This is a genomic window from Curtobacterium sp. MCLR17_031, assembly GCF_003234775.2.
Classification (GTDB): Bacteria; Actinomycetota; Actinomycetes; order Actinomycetales; family Microbacteriaceae; genus Curtobacterium; species Curtobacterium flaccumfaciens.
On record NZ_CP126270.1, the window covers coordinates 1,873,223 to 1,897,713 of the forward strand.

General features: G+C 71.7%; 22 protein-coding genes and 4 tRNA genes. 19 read left to right on the top strand and 7 right to left on the bottom strand.

The features are described from left to right. Nucleotides 1-2: 2 nt before the first annotated feature. The 11 genes from DEI96_RS08940 (at nt 3) to csrA (ending at nt 9,597) form a co-directional block, all read left to right on the top strand. Nucleotides 3-932 (top strand): OmpA/MotB family protein, encoded by a 930-nt coding sequence (locus DEI96_RS08940; protein WP_110863814.1) that lies wholly within the window; start codon nt 3-5, stop codon nt 930-932. 166 nt (nt 933-1,098) lie between these two features. Continuing rightward, nucleotides 1,099-1,977 (top strand): flagellar motor switch protein FliM, encoded by an 879-nt coding sequence (locus tag DEI96_RS08945; protein WP_110894679.1) that lies wholly within the window; start codon nt 1,099-1,101, stop codon nt 1,975-1,977. Next, complete coding sequence (fliN, locus tag DEI96_RS08950) at nt 1,977-2,681, top strand: flagellar motor switch protein FliN (RefSeq protein WP_111022848.1); 705 nt, start codon at nt 1,977-1,979, stop codon at nt 2,679-2,681. The genes DEI96_RS08945 and fliN overlap by 1 nt, the downstream gene beginning before the upstream one ends. A 7-nt stretch (nt 2,682-2,688) precedes the next feature. Further along, nucleotides 2,689-3,249, top strand: coding sequence for a FliO/MopB family protein (locus tag DEI96_RS08955; protein WP_027465539.1), 561 nt, complete (start codon nt 2,689-2,691; stop codon nt 3,247-3,249). Further along, nucleotides 3,246-4,082 carry a flagellar type III secretion system pore protein FliP gene (gene fliP, locus DEI96_RS08960; RefSeq protein ID WP_111022849.1) on the top strand — a complete coding sequence of 279 codons (837 nt, stop codon included), beginning with the start codon at nt 3,246-3,248 and terminating at the stop codon, nt 4,080-4,082. Before DEI96_RS08955 ends, fliP begins: the two co-directional genes overlap by 4 nt. Before the next feature lie 9 nt (nt 4,083-4,091). Then, nucleotides 4,092-4,367 carry a flagellar biosynthesis protein FliQ gene (fliQ, locus tag DEI96_RS08965; RefSeq protein ID WP_111022850.1) on the top strand — a complete coding sequence of 92 codons (276 nt, stop codon included), beginning with the start codon at nt 4,092-4,094 and terminating at the stop codon, nt 4,365-4,367. Next, entirely contained in the window at nt 4,367-5,125 is a 759-nt protein-coding gene (locus DEI96_RS08970; RefSeq protein ID WP_110894673.1) for a flagellar biosynthetic protein FliR, read from the top strand. The genes fliQ and DEI96_RS08970 overlap by 1 nt, the downstream gene beginning before the upstream one ends. A gap of 4 nt (nt 5,126-5,129) precedes the next feature. Beyond that, the gene (locus DEI96_RS08975) at nt 5,130-6,323 is read left to right on the top strand and encodes an EscU/YscU/HrcU family type III secretion system export apparatus switch protein (protein ID WP_111022851.1); all 1,194 of its coding nucleotides are present in this window, start codon (nt 5,130-5,132) and stop codon (nt 6,321-6,323) included. Next, the gene (locus DEI96_RS08980) at nt 6,320-8,374 is read left to right on the top strand and encodes a flagellar biosynthesis protein FlhA (RefSeq protein WP_111022852.1); all 2,055 of its coding nucleotides are present in this window, start codon (nt 6,320-6,322) and stop codon (nt 8,372-8,374) included. The genes DEI96_RS08975 and DEI96_RS08980 overlap by 4 nt, the downstream gene beginning before the upstream one ends. Then, nucleotides 8,349-9,314 carry a hypothetical protein gene (locus tag DEI96_RS08985; RefSeq protein ID WP_146246883.1) on the top strand — a complete coding sequence of 322 codons (966 nt, stop codon included), beginning with the start codon at nt 8,349-8,351 and terminating at the stop codon, nt 9,312-9,314. Before DEI96_RS08980 ends, DEI96_RS08985 begins: the two co-directional genes overlap by 26 nt. Before the next feature lie 4 nt (nt 9,315-9,318). Next, the gene (csrA, locus tag DEI96_RS08990; RefSeq protein ID WP_111022854.1) at nt 9,319-9,597 is read left to right on the top strand and encodes a carbon storage regulator CsrA; all 279 of its coding nucleotides are present in this window, start codon (nt 9,319-9,321) and stop codon (nt 9,595-9,597) included. Nucleotides 9,598-9,665: 68 nt separating this feature from the next. Here the strand turns inward: csrA and DEI96_RS08995 are convergent, their stop codons facing one another. After that, nucleotides 9,666-11,828, bottom strand: coding sequence for an acyl-CoA dehydrogenase family protein (locus tag DEI96_RS08995; protein ID WP_111022855.1), 2,163 nt, complete (start codon nt 11,826-11,828; stop codon nt 9,666-9,668). A 198-nt stretch (nt 11,829-12,026) separates the two neighbouring features. Here DEI96_RS08995 and DEI96_RS09000 point away from each other — a divergent pair, with 198 nt between their 5' ends. Beyond that, nucleotides 12,027-13,493 (top strand): peptide MFS transporter, encoded by a 1,467-nt coding sequence (locus DEI96_RS09000; protein ID WP_181440492.1) that lies wholly within the window; start codon nt 12,027-12,029, stop codon nt 13,491-13,493. A gap of 166 nt (nt 13,494-13,659) precedes the next feature. Here the strand turns inward: DEI96_RS09000 and DEI96_RS09005 are convergent, their stop codons facing one another. From DEI96_RS09005 to DEI96_RS09025, 5 genes are all read right to left on the bottom strand, one after another. Continuing rightward, entirely contained in the window at nt 13,660-13,974 is a 315-nt protein-coding gene (locus DEI96_RS09005; protein WP_111022856.1) for a hypothetical protein, read from the bottom strand. 735 nt (nt 13,975-14,709) lie between these two features. After that, complete coding sequence (locus DEI96_RS09010; RefSeq protein ID WP_111022857.1) at nt 14,710-18,078, bottom strand: ATP-binding protein; 3,369 nt, start codon at nt 18,076-18,078, stop codon at nt 14,710-14,712. Further along, nucleotides 18,075-18,863 carry a DUF4194 domain-containing protein gene (locus DEI96_RS09015; RefSeq protein ID WP_111022858.1) on the bottom strand — a complete coding sequence of 263 codons (789 nt, stop codon included), beginning with the start codon at nt 18,861-18,863 and terminating at the stop codon, nt 18,075-18,077. Before DEI96_RS09015 ends, DEI96_RS09010 begins: the two co-directional genes overlap by 4 nt. Continuing rightward, a complete protein-coding gene (locus DEI96_RS09020) occupies nt 18,860-20,425 on the bottom strand; it encodes a DUF3375 family protein (protein WP_111022859.1) in 1,566 nt (521 codons plus the stop codon). The genes DEI96_RS09015 and DEI96_RS09020 overlap by 4 nt, the downstream gene beginning before the upstream one ends. A gap of 113 nt (nt 20,426-20,538) precedes the next feature. After that, nucleotides 20,539-20,611, bottom strand: a tRNA-Val gene (locus tag DEI96_RS09025). Between the two features lie 215 nt (nt 20,612-20,826). On the opposite strand from DEI96_RS09025, the gene DEI96_RS09030 reads away from it, so the two are divergent. The 5 genes from DEI96_RS09030 to DEI96_RS09050 all read left to right on the top strand — a co-directional run bounded on the left by DEI96_RS09030 (nt 20,827) and on the right by DEI96_RS09050 (nt 23,004). Further along, nucleotides 20,827-20,898 (top strand) — tRNA-Gly (locus tag DEI96_RS09030). An 82-nt stretch (nt 20,899-20,980) separates the two neighbouring features. Then, nucleotides 20,981-21,054: transfer RNA gene (locus DEI96_RS09035), tRNA-Cys, on the top strand. A gap of 47 nt (nt 21,055-21,101) precedes the next feature. Next, a tRNA-Val gene (locus DEI96_RS09040) sits at nt 21,102-21,176 on the top strand. Nucleotides 21,177-21,299: 123 nt separating this feature from the next. Then, complete coding sequence (locus tag DEI96_RS09045; RefSeq protein ID WP_146246884.1) at nt 21,300-21,680, top strand: hypothetical protein; 381 nt, start codon at nt 21,300-21,302, stop codon at nt 21,678-21,680. 139 nt (nt 21,681-21,819) lie between these two features. Further along, entirely contained in the window at nt 21,820-23,004 is a 1,185-nt protein-coding gene (locus DEI96_RS09050) for an MFS transporter (protein WP_181440493.1), read from the top strand. 24 nt (nt 23,005-23,028) lie between these two features. Here DEI96_RS09050 and DEI96_RS09055 read toward each other — a convergent pair whose 3' ends face one another. Further along, a complete protein-coding gene (locus DEI96_RS09055) occupies nt 23,029-23,424 on the bottom strand; it encodes a hypothetical protein (RefSeq protein ID WP_111022861.1) in 396 nt (131 codons plus the stop codon). Nucleotides 23,425-23,648: 224 nt separating this feature from the next. Here DEI96_RS09055 and DEI96_RS09060 point away from each other — a divergent pair, with 224 nt between their 5' ends. After that, nucleotides 23,649-23,795 carry a hypothetical protein gene (locus DEI96_RS09060; protein WP_181436845.1) on the top strand — a complete coding sequence of 49 codons (147 nt, stop codon included), beginning with the start codon at nt 23,649-23,651 and terminating at the stop codon, nt 23,793-23,795. 76 nt (nt 23,796-23,871) lie between these two features. Further along, nucleotides 23,872-24,366, top strand: a complete 495-nt coding sequence (locus DEI96_RS09065) for a hypothetical protein (protein WP_111022862.1) — start codon at nt 23,872-23,874, stop codon at nt 24,364-24,366. Nucleotides 24,367-24,491: the final 125 nt, after the last annotated feature.

Sequence of the window (24,491 nt, forward strand, 5' to 3'; positions counted from 1 at the left end):
CCGTGAGCGCCAACCCCCGGGGCCGCGGCCGCGGTCGCGCGAAGAAGTCCCACGACGAGGCCGAGCACCCCGACGAGCGCTGGATGGCGTCGTACATGGACATGATCACGGTGCTGATGTGCATGTTCCTCGTGCTCTTCGCGATGTCCACCGTCGACCAGGAGAAGTACATCCAGCTGAAGCAGTCGCTCGCCACCGGCTTCGGCGAGGTCGACTCGCAGAAGATCGACACCGCGAGCGGCACCGTCGTGACGAAGGACCAGGTCGAGGACGGCTCCGGCTACTCGACGGACAAGTCCCAGGCCGATCACTCGACCGCCTCGTCGGGCACGAAGGACACCAACGTCGACCCCGCCTCGACGGTGGTGCCGACGACGGCGAGCAAGCAGGACCTCGCCGAGGCGAAGCGCGAGCTCGACGACCTGACGAAGCTCGAGCGTGCGATCCAGCGCAACCTGGCGAAGGCGGGTCAGACCGAGAACGTCCAGTTCACCGTGGACGCCCGCGGCCTGATCGTCCGGTTGATCGGCAGCGAGACGTACTTCGGCACGAACAGCGCGGACCTGTCCGACCAGGCGCGGTCGATCATGGACGCCATCGCGCCGGTGCTGAAGACCTCTGCCCACGACGTCAGCGTCGAGGGGCACGCCGACCAGCGGAACTCGACCGCGCCGTACGCCACCAACTGGGAGCTCAGCGCCGCGCGGGCGACCGGGGTCCTGCGCGACCTGGTCGAGCGGGGCGGGATGCCCGGCGACCACGTGCAGAGCGTCGGCTTCGGGTCGAGCCGGCCGCTGGCGAAGGGCGGCACGGACCGCGACCTCGCCCTGAACCGGCGGGTCGACATCGTGGTCCTGTCGAACGCCGACCAGGACGTCAGCGCCCTCATGCCGGCGCTGGCGAAGGCGCAGGACGGAGCACAGCAGGGCTGAGACACGCAGCGCAACAGGGCTGAGACACGCAGCGCAACAGGGCTGGGACACGCAGCGCAGCAGGGCTGACACACGCAGCGCGCGGAGCGCACCAGCGCTGACGCCACCGCCCCACTACGGGGTACAGCACTGACGGGTGCCCCACAGGTGACCGATAGACGCACCCGTGACCGAGACCCTGCCAGCGCCCGAGGTGTACGACTTCGCGCGCCCGTCGACGCTGGCCCGTGAGCACGCCCGGGTGCTCGAACTCGCCTTCGAGACGTTCGCGCGCCAGTGGGGCACGCAGCTGACGGCGAAGGTCCGCGCGGTCAGCCAGGTCACCTGCGAGCAGGTGCAGATGACGACGTACGACGAGTACGCCGCGTCGCTGCCCGCGCTCACCGGCATGGTGCTGCTGCCGATCACCGGCCTGACCCCGAAGGGCGTGCTGCAGGTCCCGCTCGACGCCGCGCTGACGTGGGTGTCGCACGCGCTGGGCGCGTCGAAGCCGCTCCCGACCCCGGACCGCACCTTCACGCCCATCGAGCAGGCCCTGGTCCGCAAGATCGTCGAGGACGCCCTCGACGACCTCCGCTACTCGTTCGGCGGCCTGCTCGCGCAGGACGTCACGGTCGGCGGGTTCCAGTTCAACAGCCAGTTCGCCCAGGCCGCGCAGAAGGGCGACCTGATGATCGTCGCCTCGTTCTCGATCCGGGTCGGCGACCGCATCGCCCCCGGCACGCTGGCCCTGCCGGCCGAGGCCGTCCTGCCGCAGCTCGGCGAGGCCGCAGCGCACGTCTCGCCCGCCGACGCCCGAGCCCTGCTCGACGCGCAGCTCGAGAGCGTGCCCGTGGGCGTCAGCCTGCGCTTCGCCCCGGCCGCGGTCCTGCCGACGCAGGTCCTGCGGCTCGCCGTCGGCGACGTCCTGCCGCTGCCGCACCCGCAGCACCGGCCCCTCACCATCGCGGTTGACGGCGAACCCGTCGGCACCGCCGCGGTCGGCGCGAACGGCTCGCGCCTCGCCGGCATCGTCGTCACCACCACGAGCACGGAGCAGCACTGATGACCGAAACGACCACCCTCCACACCGCAGCGGCCGAGTCGCTCGCGGCGCAGCTCCCGACGGCCGCCCCCTTGACCGCGGTGCTCCTGCCTGGAGGCGCGACACCGGTCGTGCTCGACGCGGCGACGGACGCCGTGGTCGCCTCGTTCGTCGGCGGCCTGTCGGCCGACCTGGCGCTCGTGCTCACCGACCTCGAGTCGATCACGGCCGCCGGAGGCACCGACCACGGCATCGTGGCCGTCACGGACGTCCTGCGTCCGTCGCTCGAGGCCGCGGCCGGCGTCCTCGGCGTCGGGGTGCTCGGCGAGGCGAACCGCGAGTCGGCCGCGTCGCTGCTGGCCGACCCGGACACCGTCGTGTTCGAACTGACCGCCGGTGGCCTGCCCGCCGGGTGGTTCGGCATCCGGATCCGCGAGAACGGCACGGTGTCGGCGCCCGTCGTGGCGAACCTGCCCGCGGGCAACCTCGGCCGGATCAACAACGTCGAGATGACCCTGACGGTCGAGATCGGCCGCACCCGGATGTCGGTCCGCGACGTGCTCGGCATGGAGCCCGGCGCCGTCGTCGAGCTCGACCGCAGCGCCGGTGCCCCCGCCGACGTCCTGCTGAACGGCCGCCTCATCGCGCACGGCGAGGTCGTCGTCGTCGACCAGGACTACGCGGTCCGGATCACCCGCATCCTCGACGTCGCCGAGACGGTCTGACCCGCACGTGGACACCCTCGTCGTCACCCTCCGCGTCGCGCTCTCGCTCGGCGTCGTGCTCGCCCTCATGTGGGTGCTGCACCGCGCGAGCCGCAAGCGCTTCTCGGGCAAGCCGTCGGGCCGCCGTGCCGCGACCGTCGAGGTCGTCGGTCGGCAGGGCATCGGCGGCAAGGCGAGCGTCGTCGTGGTCGACGTCGAGGGGGAGCGGCTCGTGCTCGGCGTGTCCGAGCACGGGGTCAACCTGCTCACCAGCGGGCAGGCGCCCGCGCCGGAACTCACCATCGTGACCGGACCGGTGGCGCTGCCCGTGCGTCCCGCCCCGTCGGCCGACGCGTTCGGTCGGGAACTCGCGCAGCAGTCGGACGCCACCACGGGCCTCCCGGCAGGCACGGACGACGTGACCCGGGCGACCGACGCGACCAGCGCCGTCGCGCCGCTGCCGATGCGCCCGCGCAACCGTCGCCCGCAGCGCGCCGTGCCGAGCGCGCAGCAGTTGCAGGGCTCGATCCTGTCGGTCGACACCTGGCGCCAGGCCGCGGCTGCGCTGCGGAACCGGCGGGCCGGGTGACCGCGGCAGGGCCGCACCGGCTGGCACGGTCGGGTCGACTCGTCGCCCTCGTCCTGCTCGGCCTGGCGGTCGTGGCCGGGTTCCTGATGCTCACGACGACCGGTGCGCACGCCGCCGGTGTCGTCGAACCCACCGCCCCGGCGACCCCGACCGCCCCCGCGACCGGAGACTTCAGCGTCAGCGTGAACGGCCCGGACGGCACCCCGTCGTCGGCCGTGGTGACGCTCATCGGCATCACGCTGCTGAGCGTCGCACCCGCGCTGATGCTCATGATGACGTCGTTCACGAAGATCTTCGTCGTGCTCGCGATGACCCGGAACGCGCTCGGGCTGCAGTCGATCCCGCCGAACCAGGTGATCGCCGGACTGGCGCTGTTCCTGTCGCTGTTCGTGATGGCACCGGTGCTCGGGCACATCAACGACGACGCCCTGCAGCCCTACCTGGCCGGGCACCTCGACTTCAGCCAGGCCGTCGAGATCGGCACCAAGCCCCTGCGGACCTTCATGCTCCACCAGACCCGTGACGAGGACGTCGCCCTGATCACCCGCGCCGCCGGGCTGGACAACCCGAAGTCGATGGCGGACGTGCCGATGACGACGGTGATCCCGGCGTTCATCATCTCGGAGCTCCGCAGCGCGTTCATCATCGGGTTCGTCATCTTCATCCCGTTCCTGGTGATCGACCTCGTCGTCTCCGCGGCCCTGATGTCGATGGGCATGATGATGCTCCCGCCGGTCATGATCTCGCTGCCGTTCAAGATCCTGCTCTTCGTGCTGGTCGACGGCTGGGGCCTCATCATCACGTCGCTCATCGAGAGCTACCACGTTGTCTAGGGGGCACGCATGAACCAGCAGGCAGTCATCGACCTCGTGCTCCAGGCGCTCCTGGTGTCCGGCAAGCTCGCCGCCCCGGTGCTCATCACCTCGCTCGTCGTCGGCTTCGCGATCTCGCTGTTCCAGTCGGTGACGCAGATCCAGGAGGTCACGCTCTCGTTCGTGCCGAAGGCCGTCGCCGTCGCGATCGCCCTGGTGGTCTGCGGCAACTGGATGATCTCGGAGATGATCGCGTTCACGCACGTCGCCTTCGACATGATCCCCAGGCTGCTCGGGGCCGGTTGATGGAGCTCAGCATCGACGCCGACCGTCTGGAGGCGACCATGCTCGCCGGCGTCCGGCTCGTCGCGTTCTTCGTCATCGCGCCGCCGTTCTCGTACCGGGCGTTCCCGGGCACGGTCAAGGTGATCCTCGGGCTGGGGCTGGCCATCGGCGTCGCCCCGCGCGTCGCCGTCGGCTACGAGTCGCTCGAGACGGGGCCGTTCCTGCTCGCCCTGCTCACCCAGCTCGTCGTCGGGCTGTCCCTCGGGTTCCTGGTGTTCCTGGTGTTCGCCGCCGTCCAGTCGGCGGGTGCGCTCATCGACCTGTTCGGCGGGTTCACGCTCGCGCAGGCGTTCGACCCGCAGTCCCAGGTCAACGGCGCTCAGTTCACCCGCCTGTTCCAGATGACCGCGCTCGCGCTGCTCTTCACCTCGGGCGGCTACCAGCTCATCGTCGGTGGTCTGGTGCGGTCGTTCGACGCCGTGCCGCTCACCGGCACCTTCGCGGTGGACGGGCTCGCGTCGATGCTCGTGACCGCGATGTCGCAGATGTTCCTCGCCACCCTGCAGATCGCCGGCCCACTCGTCGTCGTGCTGTTCCTGGCCGACGTCGGCCTCGGGCTGCTGACCCGCGTGGCACCGGCGCTCAACGCGTTCCAGATGGGCTTCCCGATCAAGATCGGCCTGACCGTCCTGTTCGCCGGCGCGCTCTTCATGGCCCTGCCCTCGGTGGTGTCGTCGCTGACCGGCGACGCCGTCGAGGCGATCACGGGACGGGGGTGACGACGTGTCCGACAGCGGAGAACGTTCCGAACAGGCAACCCAGCAGCGGATGCGCGAGGTCCACGAGAAGGGCCAGGTCGGTCGCTCGCAGGACCTCGGCGCGTGGATCGGGATCGCCGTCGCGGCGCTCATGATCCCGGCCGCGATCGGCAACGCCGCGGCCGCCGGACAGGACCAGCTCCTCGCCGTGCAGCGGGTCATCGAGGACCCCGAGCTCGGTGCCGTGCAGGCCCTGCTCGCCGACGCCCTCGGTTCGATGGGTGCGACCCTCGGTCCGATGCTCGCGGTCGTCGCGGTCGCGGTGCTCGCCGCCGCCGTCACCCAGGGCGGGGTGCACTTCCGCAAGATGACGCCGCAGCCCGACCACTTCGATCCCGTCGCCGGACTGAAGCGCGTGTTCGGCACCCAGGCGCTCTGGAACGGCGCGAAGGCGCTGCTCAAGACCGCCGTCGTCGGGCTCGTCCTCTGGTTCGCGGTGCAGGGGCTCATGCCGGTCCTGATGACGAGCGGCTCGTTACCGCTGTCGGCCGTCCTCGAGGCCGCCGCTGCCGGGTCGGGCACCCTGCTGCGCGCCGCGATCGTCGCCGGGCTCGTCCTCGCAGCCCTCGACGTGTTCGTGGTGATCCGCCGCAACCGGAAGCGCACGATGATGACCAAGCGCGAGGTCAAGGACGAGAACAAGCGGAGCGACGGCGACCCGCTGGTGAAGTCGCAGCGCCGCTCCCGTCAGCTCGCGATGAGCCGCAACCGGATGATCCAGGCCATCGGCACCGCGGACGTCGTGATGACGAACCCGACCCACTACGCCGTCGCGATCAAGTACGAGCCGGGGAAGTCCGCGCCCCGGGTGGTGGCGAAGGGGGCCGGCCCGGTCGCCGACGTGATCCGCGCCCGTGCTGAGGAAGAACGCGTGCCGATCGTCCGCGACGTCCCGCTCACCCGGGCCCTGCACGCCGCGTGCGAGCTCGGGCACGAGATCCCCGTCGATCTGTACACGCCGGTGGCCCGCGTCCTGTCCTTCGTGATGGCGCTCAAGGCGCGCGGCACCGCGGCCGGCACGCACGCGCCGCCGCGGCCGACCACCCCGGACGAGGTCGCGAGCGTCATCGACCCCGCCACCCTGACCGGGGACCTCCGCCCCCGCAGGCTCCGCACACCGCGCACCGCAGAGAACCAGACCGAAGGACTCACCGCATGAACCGCAAGGACCTGCCGAAACTCGTCGTCCCGGTGTTCATCGTCGGCATCATCCTGCTGCTGATCCTGCCGGTGCCGTCGTTCCTGCTCGACTTCCTGATCATCATCAACATCCTGCTGGCGCTGGTGATCCTGCTCACGACGCTGTTCGTGAAGAAGCCGCTCGACTTCTCGGTGTTCCCGTCCCTGCTGCTCGTCGCGACGCTGTTCCGGCTCGGCCTGAACGTGGCGTCCACCCGGCTGGTGCTCGGCGAGGGCTTCGCCGGTGACGTCATCCAGGCGTTCGGCCACGTCGCCGTCTCCGGGTCGATCATCATCGGCGCGGTCATCTTCCTGATCCTCATCGTCATCCAGTTCGTCGTGGTGACGAAGGGTGCCGAGCGCGTCGCCGAGGTCGGGGCACGCTTCACCCTCGACGCGATGCCGGGCAAGCAGATGGCGATCGACGCCGACCTGAACGCCGGGCTGATCACCGACCAGGAAGCCAAGGAGCGCCGGGCCGCGGTGTCCGCCGAGGCCGACTTCTACGGCGCGATGGACGGTGCGTCGAAGTTCGTCAAGGGCGACGCGATCGCCGGCATCCTGATCATCATCATCAACCTGATCGGCGGCATCGCGATCGGCATGCTCCAGAACGGGCTGTCCGTCACGGACGCGCTGTCGAAGTACGGCATCCTGACGATCGGTGACGGCCTGGTCACGCAGATCCCGGCGCTGTTGATGGCGGTGTCCACGGGCATGATCGTCACCCGGTCCGGCGCGGAGTCCGAGATGGGGTCCTCTGCCGCGACCCAGCTGTCGCAGTCGCGGAACGCCCTGATGATCGCCGGTGTCGCCGCGATCGCGATGGGGTTCATCCCCGGCATGCCGATCCTGCCCTTCCTGCTCGTCGGTGCGACCCTGCTCTTCACGGGCTGGCGCATCGGCCGGAACGCCGCCCGGGCCGAAGCCGACGCCGCACAGCAGCAGGCACTCGCGGCCGCGGCACCGACGGGCGACACCCCGGAAGACCTGCTCGAGCAGATGCGCGTGCACGCCCTCGAGATCCTGCTCGCCCCCGACCTGGTCGACATGGTCTCCGGTGCCTCCGACGACCTGCTCGGCCGGGTGCGCGCCCTCCGCCGCAAGATCGCGATCGACATGGGCATCGTCGTCCCGCCGGTCCGCACCCGCGACTCGATCGACCTGCCGCCGTCGACGTACGCCATCCGGATCGCCGGGGTCGAGGCCGGTCGGGGCACCGCGCCCGCCCGCAGCGTCCTGGCACTCGGCGACCACCTCGACGGCCTGCCCGGCACCTCGACCGTCGAGCCGGTGTTCGGCCTGACCGGCAAGTGGGTGCCCGCCGAGCTCCGGCACGCCGCCGAGATGACCGGCGCGACCGTCATCGACCGGGTCTCCGTGCTCGTCACCCACCTGCAGGCGGTCATCGGCGACAACGCCGCGCGCCTGCTCACCCGCGAGGACGTCAAGGTCCTGACCGAGGGGGTCAAGCAGGTCAACCCCGCCGCGGTCGAGGAGCTCGTCCCCGGCATGCTCTCGATGGCCGAACTGCAGCGGGTGCTGCAGGGCCTGCTCGCCGAGCGCGTGCCGATCAACGACCTCGGCCGGATCTGCGAGGCCCTCACGCTCCGCGCCAAGGTGTCGACCGACCCCGAGGGGCTCGTCGAGTCCGCCCGTGCAGCCCTCGGACCGGCCCTCGCCGCCCGGCACACCGATGCCGGCACCCTCCGCGTCATCATGATCGACCCGATGCTCGAGCAGTCGATGCTCGAGGGGCTCCGGCCGTCCGAGCAGGGCAGCCAGATCGTGCTCGACGCGCACCGCATCGAGCAGGTCCTGGGCTCCGTCCGCGACGCCGTGCGCTCCGTGGAGGACCAGGGGCTCTCCGCCGTCCTGGTCTGCGCCCCGCAGCTCCGCCCGGCCGTGCACCGCATGGTCGCCGCCCAGTCGAACGGGCTCCCGGTGCTGTCGTACCAGGAGGCCACCGCCGCGGGCTCCACCATCGAGACCGTGGGAGTGGTCCGTGCCGCCGACCCGATTGCAGCGTAGCGGCGCCACGCTCGAGTCCGTCCGCGACGCGGTCCGGACCGAGTTCGGTGCGGGTGCGCGGATCGTCGCGGCCGAACGCGTGACCACGCCGGGCTTCGGCGGACTGTTCCGCAAGGCGCACGTCGAGGCCACCGTCGAGGTGCCGGAACCGGGGGACCAGCCCACCGCCCGGGTCGTCATCGCCGACTCGCCCGTGCAGCGCGTCGGCATCGCCGCGCTGCTCGCCGACGCCGAGGCGGCCGAGGCCCGCATTTCCGGCACCGACGGCACCGCGACGACGCGGGCCGACGCCTTCGCGTCGGTGCTCGACGGGTTCCAGGCGGACGGGATCACGCCGAGCGCCCCGCGCCCGACGGGCGCGCCGGCCGTGCCGGACGTGCCCACCGGGGTCGACCCGCGCCTCCAGGCCGCCGTCGACGCGCAGACGGTGGTCGACGCGCAGGCGGTGGCCGTCGCGCAGCCGGTCGTCGAGACCCGGTCGGGAGGCCCGTCCCGCGTCCTCGACGCGCCCTCGCCTGCTCCGGCGGCCCGGTCCACCGCGCCCGCCGTGCGGTCCGCGGACGGTGACCTGGTGCTCCTGGTCGGGCGGCCGAACGACGTCGACGCGGCCGCCGGGCTCTTCGCGGTGCGGCACGCGCTCCGGCCGACGGACGCCGCCGACCGCCGTGGGGCGATCCTGGCCCGGGCCGACGGCGTCCGCGACGGGCACGCCGTGCTCGCCGTCGCCGCGTGGGACGACCGGGCGACCGGCGACGCGCTGCAGGCGGACCAGGTGTGGGTCGTGGTCGACGTCGGGCGGAAGCCCGCGGACTCGGCCGCGATGGTGTCCGCGGTGGCCTCGAGGCTCCCCGTGGTCGGTGTCGTTTCGATCGGTGCGGGGGAGACCGCCACGCCCGGGTCGGTGGACCTGCTGGGGCTCCCCGTCGTGTCGCTAGGCTGAACGGGTGCTGGTACTCACGCGGAAGGTCGGCGAGCGGATCCTCGTCGGCGACGACATCGTCATCACGGTGCTCGACTCCCGGGGCGACGGCGTCCGGATCGGCATCGACGCCCCGCGCGGCGTGAAGATCCAGCGCGAAGAGGTCGTACGTGCGGTCGCCGAGGCGAACGCCGAGGCCGCCGCTGTCGGTGACGACGCCGAGGCGCAGCTGCGCGCGGCGCTCGGGGCGCGTGGCGGGGCTGCCGCGGACGGCTCGACTCCGTCGGGACCGACCGACTCCTAGCCGTCCGACGCAGCCACGCCCGTCACGGGCGCGGCTGCTCGTCGATCACGGATGCGGCTGCGTGTCCGTCACGGGCGGGGCTTCTTCTCCTGTTCGGGCAGGCGGCCGGCGGCGGCCTCGGCGGCGAACCAGGCGCGGGCCTCGTCCTGTCGGGCCTGCTCCGCACCGAGCGCGATCGGTGCGCGGACGTGACCGGGCTCGTAGCCGAAGGTCTCGATCAGCTGCGGCACGATCGGCCGGACCCGGGCGACGAGCCGGTCGATGTACGCCGACACCGCGCGGGCACGCTGCGCCGACAGTCGGCCGTGCAGCAGGTACCAGTCCAGGTGCTGCTCGAGCAGGCCGAGCGCGAACAGGTCGCGCAGCCAGACGAGCACGCGGCGGGTGTCGCCCTCGGTGACCTCGTCGAGCGCCTCGGTGAAGGCATCCCACTGCATGAGCTCGGCGTGCGCCTTCGACGCCTCGATGAGCTCGTGCTGCGAGCGGTTCAGCAGTCGGGCGGCGCGAGCGCGGTCCTTGCCGGCCGATGCCAGCCGCATGCCGATCTCGGCCACCATCGTGTCGACCCGTCCGGCGAGCAGTTCGCGCTGCGTGCGGGGGTCCTGCAGGTCGGCGACGCTGGCGGCCAGCGAGCCGCGGTCGGCCACGGTCTGGCCGAGGCGACGGATGCCGGACGCGTCGGCCAGCTTCGACGCCGCGACGGCCGCCACGAACTTCGCGGTGGACGCCGGGTCCTTCGGGGCCTTCGCGCGGAACTCGGTGAGCAGGCGCTTGCCGACGAGCTGCAGCAGCACGGTGTTGTCGCCCTCGAACGTCACGTAGACGTCGAGGTCGGCGCGGAGCCCGGTCAGACGGTTCTCGGCGAGGAACCCGGCACCGCCGCAGGCCTCGCGGGCCTCCTGCAGGGTGTCGAGCGCCGACCAGGTCGACATCGACTTGAACGCCGCGGCCTGGGTCTCCAGGTCCTCCCGGCGCTCCGGGGTGTCCTCGCGCCCGCTGAAGACGTCGTCGAAGGTGCGCAGGAGCTTCTCGTGCGCGAACGACTGCGCGAACACCGTCGCCAGGCGCGGGATGAGCCGGCGCTGGTGCCGGCCGTAGTCGAGCAGCACGCCCTCGGTGCCGTCACCGGTGGGGAACTGGCGGCGCTGCATCGCGTAGGTCAGGGCGATCTGCAGCGCGATCTTCTGGGCGACGACCGCGGCGCCGTCGAGCGACACCCGGCCCTGCACCAGGGTGCCGAGCATCGTGAAGAACCGGCGGCCGGGCGAGGCGATCGGCGACGAGTAGGTGCCGTCCGCGGCGACGTCGCCGTAGCGGTTCAGCAGGTTCGTGCGGGGGACCCGGACGCGGTCGAACGCGAGTCGACCGTTGTCGATGCCGTTCAGGCCGCCCTTGGGGCCGTCGTCCTCACCGCTGACGCCGGGCAGGAACGCCCCGTCGGCGTCGCGGAGCGGGACGTAGAACGCGTGCACGCCGTGGTCGACACCGGCGGTCACGAGCTTCGCGAACACGACGGCGGCGTGCCCGTGCAGGGCTGCGTTGCCGATGTAGTCCTTCCACGCACCGCGGAACGGCGTGTGGATCTCGAACTCCTCGGTCGCGGGGTCGTACGTGGCCGTCGTGGCGATGCTCTGGACGTCCGAGCCGTGGCCGGTCTCGGTCATCGCGAAGCAGCCGGGGATCTCGAACGAGACGATGCCCGGCAGGAACTCGCGGTGGTTCGCCTCGGTGCCCAGGTGGTGCACGGCGGACCCGAACAGTCCCCACTGCACCCCGGCCTTGATCTGCATCGACGGATCGGCGGTGACGAGCTCCTCGAACGCCGCCAGGTTGCCGCCGTGGTTGTCCTGGCCGCCGAACTCGGTGGGGTAGGGGCGCTGGATCGCCCCGGCGTCGACCAGGGTCCGGAGCTGCTCGAGCACGCGTGCCCGGTGCTCGGGGATCGGCTGGCCCTCGATCTTCTGCATCGCGGGGTCGAGCGCGAGCCGCCGGGAGATCCGGCGGTCCTCGGCCCAGCGTCCGAGCAGGAGCTCCTGCACCAGCTCGACGTCGATGTGGACGTCGGTGTCCGTCCCGGCGGTCGGGGTGCCCGCTGCCGGGTCGCCGCCGGCGTCGGCATTCGGCGCGGCGTGCTGCGCGGCGTGCTGCGCGGCGTTCTTCGCGTCGACGTTTGGCGCGGTGTCGCTGCCGCTGGCGGGGGTGGTGCGCTGGGCGGGTGCGGTGTCGACCATGGGCGGAGTCCTCCTGAACTGCGGTGTCCGTGTTGCACCGTCCACGCTAGACACCGGTGCCGACAGTGGCGGGAACGCCGTGCGGGCCGCACAACCCCGCGTCGCCGGTGCCGTCACGGGATCGTGGGAACCCTCCAAAGACATGAGCGGGGTTCGACGATTGGGCGTGCCCACCCGGCCGAGGGCAGACTGGCCGCCATGTCACGTACCACCCCCGCGGACCGCGAAGGCCGTCCCGGACGCACCTTCTTCGGGCAACCGTTCGAGCTCTCGACACCGTTCGCCGTGGAGCTCTGGGAGCGGTTCTCGTTCTACGGGATGCAGGGCATCGTCCTCATCTACATGTACTACACGGTCACGCAGGGCGGCCTGGGGATCGACAAGGGCATCGCCACCGGCATCATGGGTGCCTACGGCGGCGCGGTCTACCTGTTCACGATCATCGGGGCGTGGATCGCCGACCGGCTGATCGGCGCGGACCGGACCCTGTTCGGCAGCGCGATCGTCGTGATGCTCGGGCACATCGCCCTCGCGCTCATCCCCGGGGTGGCCGGGGTCGGGGTCGGCCTCGTGCTCATCGCGCTCGGCTCCGGCGGGCTCAAGGCCACCGCCACCACCATCGTCGGCGGCCTCTACAGCCGCGAGGACCCGCGCCGCGACGCCGGCTTCTCGCTGTACTACCTCGGCGTGAACCTCGGGGCGTTCTTCGGACCGCTGCTCACCGGGCTGCTGCAGAGCTCGCTCGGCTTCCACTGGGGCTTCGGCCTGGCCGCGGTCGGCATGGCGGCGGGCCTGGTGCAGTACGCGATCAGGCGGAAGAAGCTGCCCGAGGTCGTCCGCCACGTGGCGAACCCCGTCGACCGCCGCCGTCTGCCGCTCATCGGCGCCGGCGTCGTCGTCGCGCTCGTCGTCATCGTCGTCGCCGTGCTGACCGGCCTGCTCAACGTCGGCAACCTGCCCACCGTCGTGGTGGCGGTCGTCGTGCTGGCCACCATCGGCTACTTCGTCGTCATCCTGTCGAGCGGCATCACCCGTGACGAGCGGTCGCGGGTCTTCGCGTTCATCCCGCTGTTCATCGGCAGTGCCGTGTTCTGGTCGCTCTACCAGCAGCAGTTCACCGTCGTGACGGTCTACTCCGACGAGCGCCTCGACCGCTCGCTGTTCGGCTGGGAGATGCCCGTGTCGTGGGTGCAGTCGATCAACCCGGTCTTCATCATCGTGCTGTCCGGCGTCTTCGCGGCGCTGTGGACCAAGCTCGGCGACCGCCAGCCGTCCACCCCGACGAAGTTCGCCCTCGGCACCGGGATCATGGGGGTCGCGTTCCTGCTGTTCCTGCCGTTCACCGGATCGGGCGAGAACGGCACGCCGCTGCTGGCGCTCGTCGGCATCCTGCTGGTCTTCACGCTCGCCGAGCTGCTGCTCTCGCCCGTCGGCCAGTCCGTCGCGACGAAGCTCGCGCCGCCGAAGTTCCAGACCCAGATGGTCGCGCTGTTCTTCCTGTCGGTGTCGCTGGGCACCGCCGTCACCGGGGTGCTGTCCCGCTACTACGACCCGGCGGACGAGGCCCCGTACTTCACGATCCTCGGCCTGGTCGCCGTCGTGGTGGGCGTGGTCCTGCTGCTCCTGGCCAAGCCGGTGCTGCGGCTCATGCGCGGCATCCGGTAACCTGAGCGGAGCCACACGCCGACGCAACCAAGGAGTCACCACCCATGCTCGAACTCATCGCAGGGATCATCATCGGCGTCGGCGTCCTCGGTGGCGTCGGGTGCTGCATGGCCGTCGCGGCCATGATGAAGAGCGGCTCCGAGGAGTACTGAGTCCCTGACCCGGACTACTCGCCGCTGTCGGTCGTGACCGGCACCAGCTGACGACTGAGGACGGTCGCGCGCTCGAAAGGGCCGCGGCCGTCCTTCGTGTACGCGGGCTCATCGAAGGCAACGGTCCACGTGCGCTGTGTCCCGCCGATCTGACTCCCGCCGGGAGCCACGATCACCCCGATCGGCTCATCGGCCCACTGCTCGCCACCCCGATCGGTGTCGATGACCTGCACGAGGGCCCCGATACCGAGACCGGGAGCGTCGTCGGGGCGGGGACTGGGGGAGCGGCGGCGTCCGAACACGCCATCACCGTAGCGGCGCGTGGTCATGGAACGTCTGTGCGGCACCTGGCGACACGCTGACGGCCCGGCCGCGGGGTGGTCAGGACACCCCGCCCGCCGCGCGCCGAGTGGTCACGAACTGTCGGCTGCGCCGCCGCCATCCGACAGTTTGTGACCAGCGCGCGGAGGCGAGCGGGGTGTTGCGACCGGCGGGACGACGGCCGGGAGGCCCGTGGCGGGCCCGCACCGCGCCTCCAGGCCGCGAGCCGGGTGGTCAGGACGCCCCGCCTGCTGCGCGTCGAGCGGTCGCAGACCGTCGGCTGCGCCGCCGCCAGGCGGGCGCGTCGTGACCAGCGCGCGGAGGTGAGCGGGGTGTTGCGACCGGCGGGACGACGGCCGGGAGGCCCGTGGCGGGCCCGCACCGCGCCTCCAGGCAGCCGGCCGGGTGGTCAGGACACCCCGCCTGCTGCGCTTCGAGTGGTCACGAACTGTCGGCTGCGCCGCCGCAAGGCGACGCGTCGTGACCGCTCGGCGAACCTGAGCGGGGTGTTGCGACCGGCGGGACGACGGCCGGGAGGCCCGTGGCGGGCCCGCACCGCGCCTCCAGGCCGCTGTCGGTCGCGTCCAGAGCGCGGGCCGGGTGGTCAGGACACCCCGCCTGCGGCGCGTCGAGTGGTCACGAACCGTCGGCTGCGCCGCCGCCAGGCGACGTGTCGTGACCGCTCGGCGAACCTGAGCGGGGTGTCTTGACCCGCCGACACGCGCGACCGGACCCCGCCCGCGTCAGACGGCGGCCGGCTCCACCCGGGCGATCTCGGTGATGGACGAGTGGCCCGTCTCGGGGTGCTTGCGCATCGACAGGAGCCGCTCCATCGACGGTTCGAGCGCCGTGACCTTGTCGAGCGGCGCACTCACGACGAGCTGGAACCCGAGCCGGAGCCACGCGGTGACCGCACGGCCGGCGAACTCCGAGTCCGCCTTGATGAACGCCTCGTCGAGGAACACCGGCGCGAACCGGGGTCGGGGGCGGGTCTCGTCACCGAGCTGGTAGCGCAGCGCGGCGCCGACGATGAACGCCACGAGCTCCTGCGTCTCACCACCGGACTTGTCGCCGAGCGACGAGTACACGCCGAGGTCGTTGCCGTCGGTGTCGTACCGGACCGCCGTGATCTCCATGTGCCGGCGGACGTCGAGCACCGCGTCACGCTGGGTGGTGCGACCGCGGGCGGCGTCCGGGTCGGGCCGGATGACCGCCATGAAGCGCCGGAGCCGTCGGAACCGCGTCTCGAGCACGTCGTCGGTCAGTTCGGTGTCGACCGAGGCGGACAGGGCGCGGAGCTCCCGGCGGAAGGCGGTGACGTCCTCGCGGGTGACCCGTCGGATCTGGATCTTCAGGCGGTCCCGGTTCGCGCCGAACGGCAGCTCCCGCAGGATCTCGTTGACCGGCTCGAGGCGCTCCTCGATCTCGACGACGGCGCGGTCGAAGGCGCCGGCGAGCGGGACGAGGTCCTCGCCGCTCCACTGCGACAGGCGTCGACGCCACTCGCTCCGACGCGCGTGCAGGCCGGTCGCCACGATCTGGTCCAGGATCGCGTGGTAGTCCGGGTAGGACGCGACACCGGTGCCGAGGTTCGGGTCGGGCCAGGCGTCCTGGTACCGCTGGAACGTCAGCGTCAACGAGGTCGAGGCCGCCGCGGCGCCGTCGAGCGCCTGCGTGAGTCGCTCCTCGAGCCGGCGCTTCAGCCGTCGCGTGGCGTCGTCGAACCCGTCGACGCCGTCCGGGGCGCCGATCTCCTCGAAGGTCTCCTCGAGCAGACGGGACTGCTGGTCGTCCGGAAGCGAACCGGGCGAGGAGTCGAAGCGCTCCAGGATCTCGGCGGCCGCGTCCTGGCCGTCGACGAGCACCGCGTGGCGCTCCTCGAGCCGCTGGACGGACAGCCGTGCGGCGGAGCGACGGTCGGCCGCTTCGTCGAGGGACTTCCGGAGCCGCGCGACCGAGGCCCGCAGCGTCCGCAGGCCGTCGTCAGCGGCGAGCAGCGCCTGCCGTTCCTCGTCGAGCCGGGCGAGGGACGTCCCGAACCCGTCGACGTCGATCGCGGCCCACGTGACGTCGACCACGTGCTGGTGCGCGGCGCGGAGCACGTCGAGCGCGGTGAGGTCCTGCGCGACGTCGGTGCGGCGGGCCTCGAGCGTGGCGAGGTCCTGCGCGATCGAGGCGAGCTCCTGCTCGACCGCGGCGACGCGGGCCTCGTTCGTGAAGCCGATGACGTTCGACTGGCGGCGGTCACCGTGCGCGCCACGACGGCCGTCGCGCAGCTGCCCGGACTCGGTGACCCGGCGGCCACCACCGCCGAGGTCCGACGCCGAGGCGACACAGCGGGCGTCGGTGCGGTCGGATTCGATCCGCTCGCGCACCCAGGTGCTGAACGGCGACGGCTTGATGGCGAGCTTGCCGGAGACCATCGCCGGGTCGCCGTCGAGGTCCAGGTGCGGGCCGGTCGGCACACCCTCGAACTGCACGCGGACGGGCAGGCGCAGTGCGTCGATCGCCTCGCTGAAGTCGCCGAGGCGGTCCTGGTCGACGAGCAGCGTGCGGGCGACGGGGGCCAGGACGGACTCGATGGCCGTGCGCCAGCGCTCCTCGCCGGGCAGCACGTCGAGCAGTTCCGCCACGAAGGGCAGCTCGGCCGGGTCGATGCCGGCGGCGCGGGCCATCGCGAGCCGGGCCTCGTGCATCGGCAGCGGCATGGCGCCCTGCCGGTGCTCGAGCGACTGGCGCTCCTGCCGCAGGGACCGCTCGCGGTCGAGGAGCGGGTACTCCTCGCGGGTCAGGGCGTCGCGGCGTTCGTCGAGGGCGGTGCGCGCGTCGGCGTACGACCCGAGGAACTCGTGCGCGGCACGCTGGATCCCGATGAAGTCCTGCTCCGAGGAGACCGGGACCCCGAGCACCGCGGTGCGCTCGTCGAAGGTGGCGCGGGTGCGGACCACGGCGTCGCGCTCGCGGGTGAGCCGTTCGATGCGGTCCTCGAGCTGGGCGAGTGCGTTGCCGCCCTGGTCGCGGAGCCGGGCCTCAGCGTCGCGCAGCTCGATCTCGACGGCGGCGTGCCGGGCCTCGGCCGCGGCGACCTCGGCGCGCGATGCCGTGCGCTCGCGGGCGTTGCGCGCAACCTCGGCGTCGAGCAGGTCGCGCTTCCGCGAGGCCGTCCAGTGCGCGAACGGCGACACCTCGGCGCCGGTCGCGATGCCGTCCAGAGCCGCTGCGGCCTCGGTCGCTCGCGAGATCTCGTCGTGCAGGTCGGTGATGGGGGAGAGGATGCGGACCTTGCGCTCCTCGGTGTCCATCGCCTCGTACGCCTCGTCGAGAGCGGAGAAGTGCGCGAGGGCGCGGTCGGCCGCCTCGTACGTGCCCGGGGTCTCGAGCACGAGCGACTTGTACAGCGCGTCGACGGTCGGCAGGTGCTGGCCGGCCTGGATCCGGGCGAGCAGGCGCATCGCCCGGTTGCCGCCGCCGGAGTCGCCGATGCCCAGCCGGGTCTGCAGCGTGTACGCGAGCTCCTGGTAGGTGTCGCGGATGACGAGCCCCGGCACGCGGCCGGTCAGCTCGAGGTGGTGGAACCGCGACGGCACGAACTCCTCGAGCCGACGCAGGTCGAAGGTGTCGTCGACCGTCGCCATGGTCATCTGGATGTCGCCGACCCCGCGGGCGCGCTTCGGCACGATGTACGCACGCAGCACCGTGAAGCGCCGCTCGTCGTCGTTCCGGAACGTGACGGCCGCCGCGCCCCAGGTGGTCTGGTCGTCGCCGCGCAGGTTCACGTCGCGCAGGCTGCCGGTCTCCGGGTCGCGCCGGGTGTCGACCTTGCCGCGCAGGTACGTGAGCAGGTTGCGCTGGTCGGCGCTGCGCGCGCGGCCGGTGGTGGCGTCGTTCGAGGCGCCGTTGAACGGCACGTCGGACGGCATCATCACGGCCAGGTAGGCGTCCATCAGCGTGGACTTGCCGGTGCCCGAGGCGCCGGAGATGAGCGTCGCCGTGCCGGACAGCTCGACCTGCCGGTGGCCGTGGAACCCACCCCAGTTGACGACCTGCATCGACTCGGCGCGCCACTGCGCGACCGTGTCGAAGAGCGCCGGGATCTCGAACGTGTCGGTCACGCTTCCGTCTCGCCTTCGTCGTCGGTGTCGGTCTCGGCTTCGCCGTCAGTCGGGAGGCCCGGGTCGTCCCCGTCGGTCGGCTCGCCGCCCGGGGCGGTCGCCTCACCCTGTGCGGTGGTGGTCCGCAACCAGGTGTCCAGTTCGAGCAGGCGCTCCAGGGGGAGCAGCACCTCGACGACGCTCGCCACCCGGAAGCGGTCCGGGTCGGAGGTGCGGATCAGGATGCGCGCGGTGACGAGGCGCTCGATGGCCTTCGCGACCCGGCCCTCGTCGCGGGTGCGGTCCGTCGCGGTCGCCGGACGGAAGCCCGCCACGTGCCCGAGGATCTCGGACCGGTCGACGACGACCTGGTCCGGGCCCGGTCGGGCGTCGGCGCGCAGGCGCATCCGCAGGTAGACGAGGACGATCGTCTCCTCGCGGGTGTACGGCAGGTCGCGGAGCAGGGTCGGGAACGTGCGGCGCTGGCTCTCCGACCGCGCCTGGCGCTTCCACGCGACCTCGCGGTCGCGGTCGACGTGCAGCTCGAGGAACAGGTCGTTCAGGCGGGACCGCAGCTGGTACTCGGCGTCGAGCACCGCACGCCACTCGTCGGGGTGTGTGCGGGAGCTGACGTACGAGTGCCGCAGCAGGGCCACCAGGGCGCGTCGCTGGTGCTCGTCGAGCCGGCCCTCGTCACCCTCGAAGAGGGCGAAGCTGGACTCGTCACGCTCGTCGTCCTGCATCACGGATGCGGGGTCGTCGTAGGGGACCGTGTCGTCGACCGGTGCCGGCGTCGTGTCGCTCACCGTGCCTCCTGTGCGTTCTCGTCGTGTGTGTCGCCGACCGGACGGTGCTCGTCGTCGAGCGCAGCGGTGGGCATGTGGAAGGTGATCGCGGTGCCGTCGGGGCGGACCGTGCGGTGCTCGGCGACGTGCGCGGCGGACTCGAAGTCGTCGCGCCCCGTCAGCAGGTGCGCGAGGCCGAAGAGCTCGACCGGACGGCGCTGCTCGGGCGGCAGCCCGTGGAACGCGTCGACGCTGGAGTCGGCCTCGGCGAAGCGGAGTGCCGCGCGCAGCTCGGTGAGGAGCGGCCCGCCGTGCTTGCGGAGCATCTCGACGTCGAGGTCCTCGAAGACGTCGTCGTCGGGTTCCTCGATGGGCGGCGGCACGGACTCGGCGTCCGGGTCGTACAAGCGCTCGCGCAGCGTGCCGACCTCGGCCGCCGCCGGCAGGAGCGGCAGCGGGATCCGGTCGCGTGCACCGCCCTGGTCCATCAGGGTGGCGAGGCCGCGGTTGATCGAACGGAGCACCGCGTCGAGCTCGCGGTCGCGCACCACGTCGTGGGCGACGATCTGGTCGCGGAGCGTGGCGGTGAGCTGACGGCGCTGGGCGAGGACGTCCTCGATGCCCTGGCGCAGGATCGTCACGGTGTTGCGGAAGGCCCGACGCTCGCCGGCTCCGAGACCCTGCGCGAACGGGTGCGCCAGGATCGTCGCGATGTCGTCGCGGAGCCGCAGGAGCAGTGCGTCGTCGCGCAGCAGTTCGAAGGCGCCCTCGAAGGCACGGCCCTCGGGCGTCGCTTCCATCAGGTTGTCCGTGCGCGCCAGGTAGTCGTCGAGGATCTCGCCGATGGGGCGGACCTCTTGCCGGAAGTCCTCGACGATCGAGCGGTGCATCGTCGCGACCGCTTCCTCCACGCGCTTGAAGTCGCTCGGCAGCTGCCGGATCAGGTCGGAGATGTTCGTGTACCCGTCGCGCATCCGGTCGTCGTCGACGGCCACGACGTCGTCGCCGTGCTCCAGGCGCTCCCGCTCGGCCTGCAGCTCGGCGATCTGGGCGTCGATCCGTCGGATCTGCACGTCGGGGTCGGGTTCGGCGCGGGCGGCCCACCGGTGCACCGCGTCGACGATCATCGCCAGCCGGCTCTCGCTGATCAGGGCGCGGTCGGCCGACAGGGCGTCGACGAGGCTCAGCGCCTCGAGCGCGTGGCTCGTCAGGGAGTACTGCTCGTCGCCGTCGGGGGAGTTCGAGCGGACGAGCCACTGGGCGCCAACCCACTCGCGGCACAGCGCGCGGCCGTTCGGACGGGTCTCCTGCTCGCCCTCGGTCTGCGCGCTGTCGGTCTGCGCACTGGCAGCCGGCACCGCCTGGTCGCTCGCGGGCACGCGGGCACCCGCAGCCTGCAGGCGCGCCACGTGCTCCTCGACCTGCAGGTGCATGCGGTCGGCGGGGACGTACTGCACGTCGCGGTCGAAGACCGTGCGGAACACGGCGAGGACCGTGGCGCTGGTCGGCCGGGACATGAGCCGCAGGGTCGGACGGTCGAGGACCGCTCGGACCCGGGCGAACTCGAGGTCGACGTCGGTCATGCGCCCCTTCGTCCGATCGTGCTGGTGGTCTGGCCCGCGTGCTGCGGCCTGATGAGATGACAAGAGCCCGACGCTGCTGCGTCGGGCTCTTGTCGGTGGTGTGTGTTGCTGTGTGGGCGATACCAGACTCGAACTGATGACCTCTTCGGTGTGAACGAAGCGCGCTACCAACTGCGCCAATCGCCCCCTGCACTGTTCGTGCGGATCGATACTAGCGGAAGTCCGGCAGTGCATCGAACACGTCGCGCGGCCCGGGTGTGGCGCGCTGCCCGCAGGGGGTGTCGAACCGCCCCGATCCGCATGAACTCGGGGGACACGCCCGGTGAACGGGGAGGATTTTGGTGGAAGTGCCCCGGTGCGTATAGAGTTTACGTCGTCGCCGCGACAGCGGAACGACAAGTGCGGATGTGGCGCAGTGGTAGCGCATCACCTTGCCAAGGTGAGGGTCGCGAGTTCGAATCTCGTCATCCGCTCGAGTGTGGGTCTTCTCGAAGGCCCGCGACTCACCAGAGGGTATCCCACCGTTCGGGTACTCACGGAGACGTGAACCTCGATGGTGGGGTGGCCGAGAGGCTAGGCAGCGGCCTGCAAAGCCGTCCACGCGGGTTCGAATCCCGTCCCCACCTCCAGATCCACCCTCCAAGACCTTGATGGACTCCGGTCCACGCAGGGACTTGGGCGATTGGCGCAGCGGTAGCGCGCTTCCCTGACACGGAAGAGGTCACTGGTTCGATCCCAGTATCGCCCACCACCACGAAGCCCCCGGCAGGACCACCAGGTCCGGCCGGGGGCTTTCTTCGTTCCGGTCTGCTCGTCGTTCCCAGTCCGCCAGGACCGCGATGTTCCGTGGACCCCGCCCGGTACGGTGGTGGTCATGCAGATCGGCCGGAGGCGGAAGCGTGCCCGACGCGGCACCACGCCGGTGCTGTTCCACAAGGTCTGCGAGTGGCAGCGGGACGATCGGGACCCCGGTGACGTCGTCGTCGAACGAGGAGTCTGGCTGGCGTTCACCGCGCGCCGAGTCGCGGTCTACGAGTTCGACGGCCGTGACACCCACGCTGCCGTGCTCGAACTGGACGAAGTGCTCGGTCCGACGTGGCAGGAGATGATCGACGAGGCGCCGGCAGAATGGCTCCTGACACACCTGGAACGATTCGCGAGCGGTGTGGACGTCCGCCGGGCGGTGTTGGACGACTACGCCCTCCGACACGGCGGCGGAGCACCGCCGACCATCGAGTGGGCGATCCGGCTGTAGCGACGGAGTTCCCTCGACGGCGACCGGAATGGCCCAGATCGAGTCAGCCGGCCTCGTCGCAGGGCGCGCGGCGTTCGCTGGCCCGCGTGTCGACAATGAGGAACTGGTGGACCGGAGCGCGGTCGGCCAGGGTGGGCACGTGACCGCCCTGTCGACGACCACGCCCCCTCGGCTCGCTCCGCTGTACGCCGCGGGGTTCGTGACCGCCTTCGGGGCGAACAGCATCGCCGCGGCGGTCGGCGGCGAACACCTCGAACTCGGCCTGACGCTCGCGTGGCTGGGGCTCTTCCTGGCGCTCTACGACGTCGCCGAACTCGTCCTCAAGCCGGTCTTCGGCGCACTGTCCGACCGCATCGGCCCGCGACCGGTGATCGTCGGCGGACTCATCGTCTTCGCGGCAGCTTCGCTCGTCGGCGTGTTCGGGACCGGTCCGTTCTGGCTCGGGCTCGCCCGTCTGCTGCAGGGTGCCGGCGCCTCCGCGTTCTCGCCGGCATCGTCCGCCGCGGTCGCCCGCCTCGTGCCGGCGCACCGTCGCGGGACGTACTTCGGTCGGTACGGCTCGTGGAAGGGACTCGGCTACGCCGGGGGACCGGTCATCGGTGCACTCGTGGTGCAGTTCGGCAGCACGCAGTGGCTCTTCGGCATCCTGGTCGTGATGGCCCTCGTGACGGCGGTGGCGGTGTTCGTCGCCGTCGAACCGATCGTGCCCCTGCCCCGGCAGCGGGCCACGCTCGCCGTGATGGTCCGAGCGGCCACGGACCGCCAGTTCCTGATCCCGGTCGTCGTCCTGGCCGTCGGCAGCGCTGCGATCGGCGCGCTGACCGGGATGCTCCCGGCGCTCGGCACCGAGGTCGGCATCCCGCTCCTGGTGTCGACGCTCGCGGTCGCCGTCCTCGCCGTGACGTCGTCGCTCGTGCAGCCCGTCGCCGGTCGAATGCACGACGCCGGGCGTCTCGGCACCGGGGTCGCGGGGGTGGCCGGGACGGCCGCGGTGGCCGCTGCGTTCCTGGTGGTCGCCGTCGCACCCTCGGCGGTGGCCGTCTTCATCGCGGCGCTGCTCGCCGGGGCTGGTGTCGCCACGCTGACACCCGTCGCGTTCGCGCACCTCGCCGGGACGACTCCGCCGGATCGGCTCGGTCGCACCATGGGTTCAGCGGAGCTCGGGCGTGAGACCGGGGACGCCGTCGGACCACTCGTCGTCGGTGGTGTCGGCAGTGCGATCGGGCTGCCGTTCGGGTTCGCGGCCTTCGCAGTGGTGGCGCTCGTCGGGACGCTCGTGGCATCGCGGTTGCCGTCGAAGACCGACTCGGCACAGGACGCGTAGGGGATCGACGAACCCCATCGGGCGCTACGCGTACGGGTCAGCGGACACCGTCCCGTACACATCGGTACGACGTCGGCGATCGCGGTGCGCAGCGACCCAGCGAGCCACCGCGAGCGCGAGCAGCGCGGCGGACACCCCGGCGAACAACCACAACCACCCGTCGTTTTCCTCGATGAGCAGGCGCAGGGCCAGCAGCCCGAGCGGTGCTGCCTCAAGGATCCGTCGGAGCTCGCGCCACGACGGCTTCCACAGCGTGGTGAGGCCCTTCTTCCACCGACCGACCACGACGTACGCGATCACACATCCGGGGATGCAGAGGCCGAGCCACTTCACGATCGCCTCGACCCCGTCGTCGTAGAACGGATGCGCCACTTCGCGGAGGACGCCGCCAGCAGCAGCCGCGACGAGCAGCACCCACATGCGCGCTTCCCAGCGGCGAGGGTGCCACCAGGGCGTGCGCCACAACGGCACTCGCTCGCGGACCACCGGCATCGCGACTCCTCCCCGGTCGGGCGTCCAGCCTATGCGCGACCTCGATCGACGACGGGACCGAGAGGCTGCCGTCCCTGGCGGGAATCCGGCCCTCCGCGTACGGTGTGACGGGTAGAGACCGACACCGCAGGTCGGTCCGACGAGGGGGCACCATGAAGATCTTGAGCATCGTGGCACGGGGACTCGGAGCGTTGCTCACGACGGTCGCCAAGACGATGGGCGGGATGCTGGGCGCGAAGCCGTACATCGACTCGCACGCGGCGGAGCTCTTGCCGCGTCGTGAGGACTACCGCCCCTAGGCAGCGAGACCGTGGTTCCGCTCCGTCACCGTAGGATCGTCGAGCCGCATCCAGCGGAACGACGGGGGAGCACCTGATGGAACAGCACACCGAACAGCGCACGCGACCGCGGGTCGTCACGATCGCCGTGGCGCTCTGGTGGGCGTCCGTCATCATCAGCCTCGTGGCCGCCGCGCCCGGCATGGTCGTGACCATGCGCGAAGCCGGCGGCGCGATCATCGGGGCGTCGATCGGGCTCGTCCTCGTCCTCGCCTGGTCGGCACTGTTCCTGTGGCTGGCGACGCGGATGGGACGAGGCTCCGGGAACGCGCGTCTCTGGCTCGCGATCATCGCCGGGCTGGGTGCCTGCAGCACAGTGTTCGCCATCGCCACCGACGGCGTGGACTGGAGCTTCATCGACGCCGTCTGCGTCGTCGTCGCCGCGGTGCTCAGCTACCTGCCCAGCGCCCGTCCGTTCTTCCCGCGGGACGAACGACGCCCGCGTTCAGCGGAACCCCGCACCATCGGGTGGGACCCGACAACGGGCGAGCGCATCTTCGAGACGCCCCCGTCGGGCGACCGCGCGCACTGACGCGGACCCCGAGGTACGTTCGGAGAACGTACGTTCCCCGTAGTGGGGGTACCGCCGGACTCGGCCAGATGGTTCCATTCAGAGGTCGGCATCCTCCGGGTGCCGAACAGCCACGGACCGTCTTG

Excerpts from the sequence above, each read along its gene's own strand:
- fliN (WP_111022848.1), top strand. The coding sequence starts at position 1,977 with ATGACCGAAACGACCACCCTCCACACCGCAGCGGCCGAGTCGCTCGCG.
- fliQ (WP_111022850.1), top strand. The coding sequence starts at position 4,092 with ATGAACCAGCAGGCAGTCATCGACCTCGTGCTCCAGGCGCTCCTGGTG.
- DEI96_RS08970 (WP_110894673.1), top strand. The coding sequence starts at position 4,367 with ATGGAGCTCAGCATCGACGCCGACCGTCTGGAGGCGACCATGCTCGCC.
- DEI96_RS08980 (WP_111022852.1), top strand. The coding sequence starts at position 6,320 with ATGAACCGCAAGGACCTGCCGAAACTCGTCGTCCCGGTGTTCATCGTC.
- DEI96_RS08995 (WP_111022855.1), bottom strand. The coding sequence starts at position 11,828 with ATGGTCGACACCGCACCCGCCCAGCGCACCACCCCCGCCAGCGGCAGC.
- DEI96_RS09000 (WP_181440492.1), top strand. The coding sequence starts at position 12,027 with ATGTCACGTACCACCCCCGCGGACCGCGAAGGCCGTCCCGGACGCACC.
- DEI96_RS09005 (WP_111022856.1), bottom strand. The coding sequence starts at position 13,974 with ATGACCACGCGCCGCTACGGTGATGGCGTGTTCGGACGCCGCCGCTCC.
- DEI96_RS09020 (WP_111022859.1), bottom strand. The coding sequence starts at position 20,425 with ATGACCGACGTCGACCTCGAGTTCGCCCGGGTCCGAGCGGTCCTCGAC.
- DEI96_RS09045 (WP_146246884.1), top strand. The coding sequence starts at position 21,300 with ATGCAGATCGGCCGGAGGCGGAAGCGTGCCCGACGCGGCACCACGCCG.
- DEI96_RS09055 (WP_111022861.1), bottom strand. The coding sequence starts at position 23,424 with ATGTGGGTGCTGCTCGTCGCGGCTGCTGCTGGCGGCGTCCTCCGCGAA.
- DEI96_RS09060 (WP_181436845.1), top strand. The coding sequence starts at position 23,649 with ATGAAGATCTTGAGCATCGTGGCACGGGGACTCGGAGCGTTGCTCACG.
- DEI96_RS09065 (WP_111022862.1), top strand. The coding sequence starts at position 23,872 with ATGGAACAGCACACCGAACAGCGCACGCGACCGCGGGTCGTCACGATC.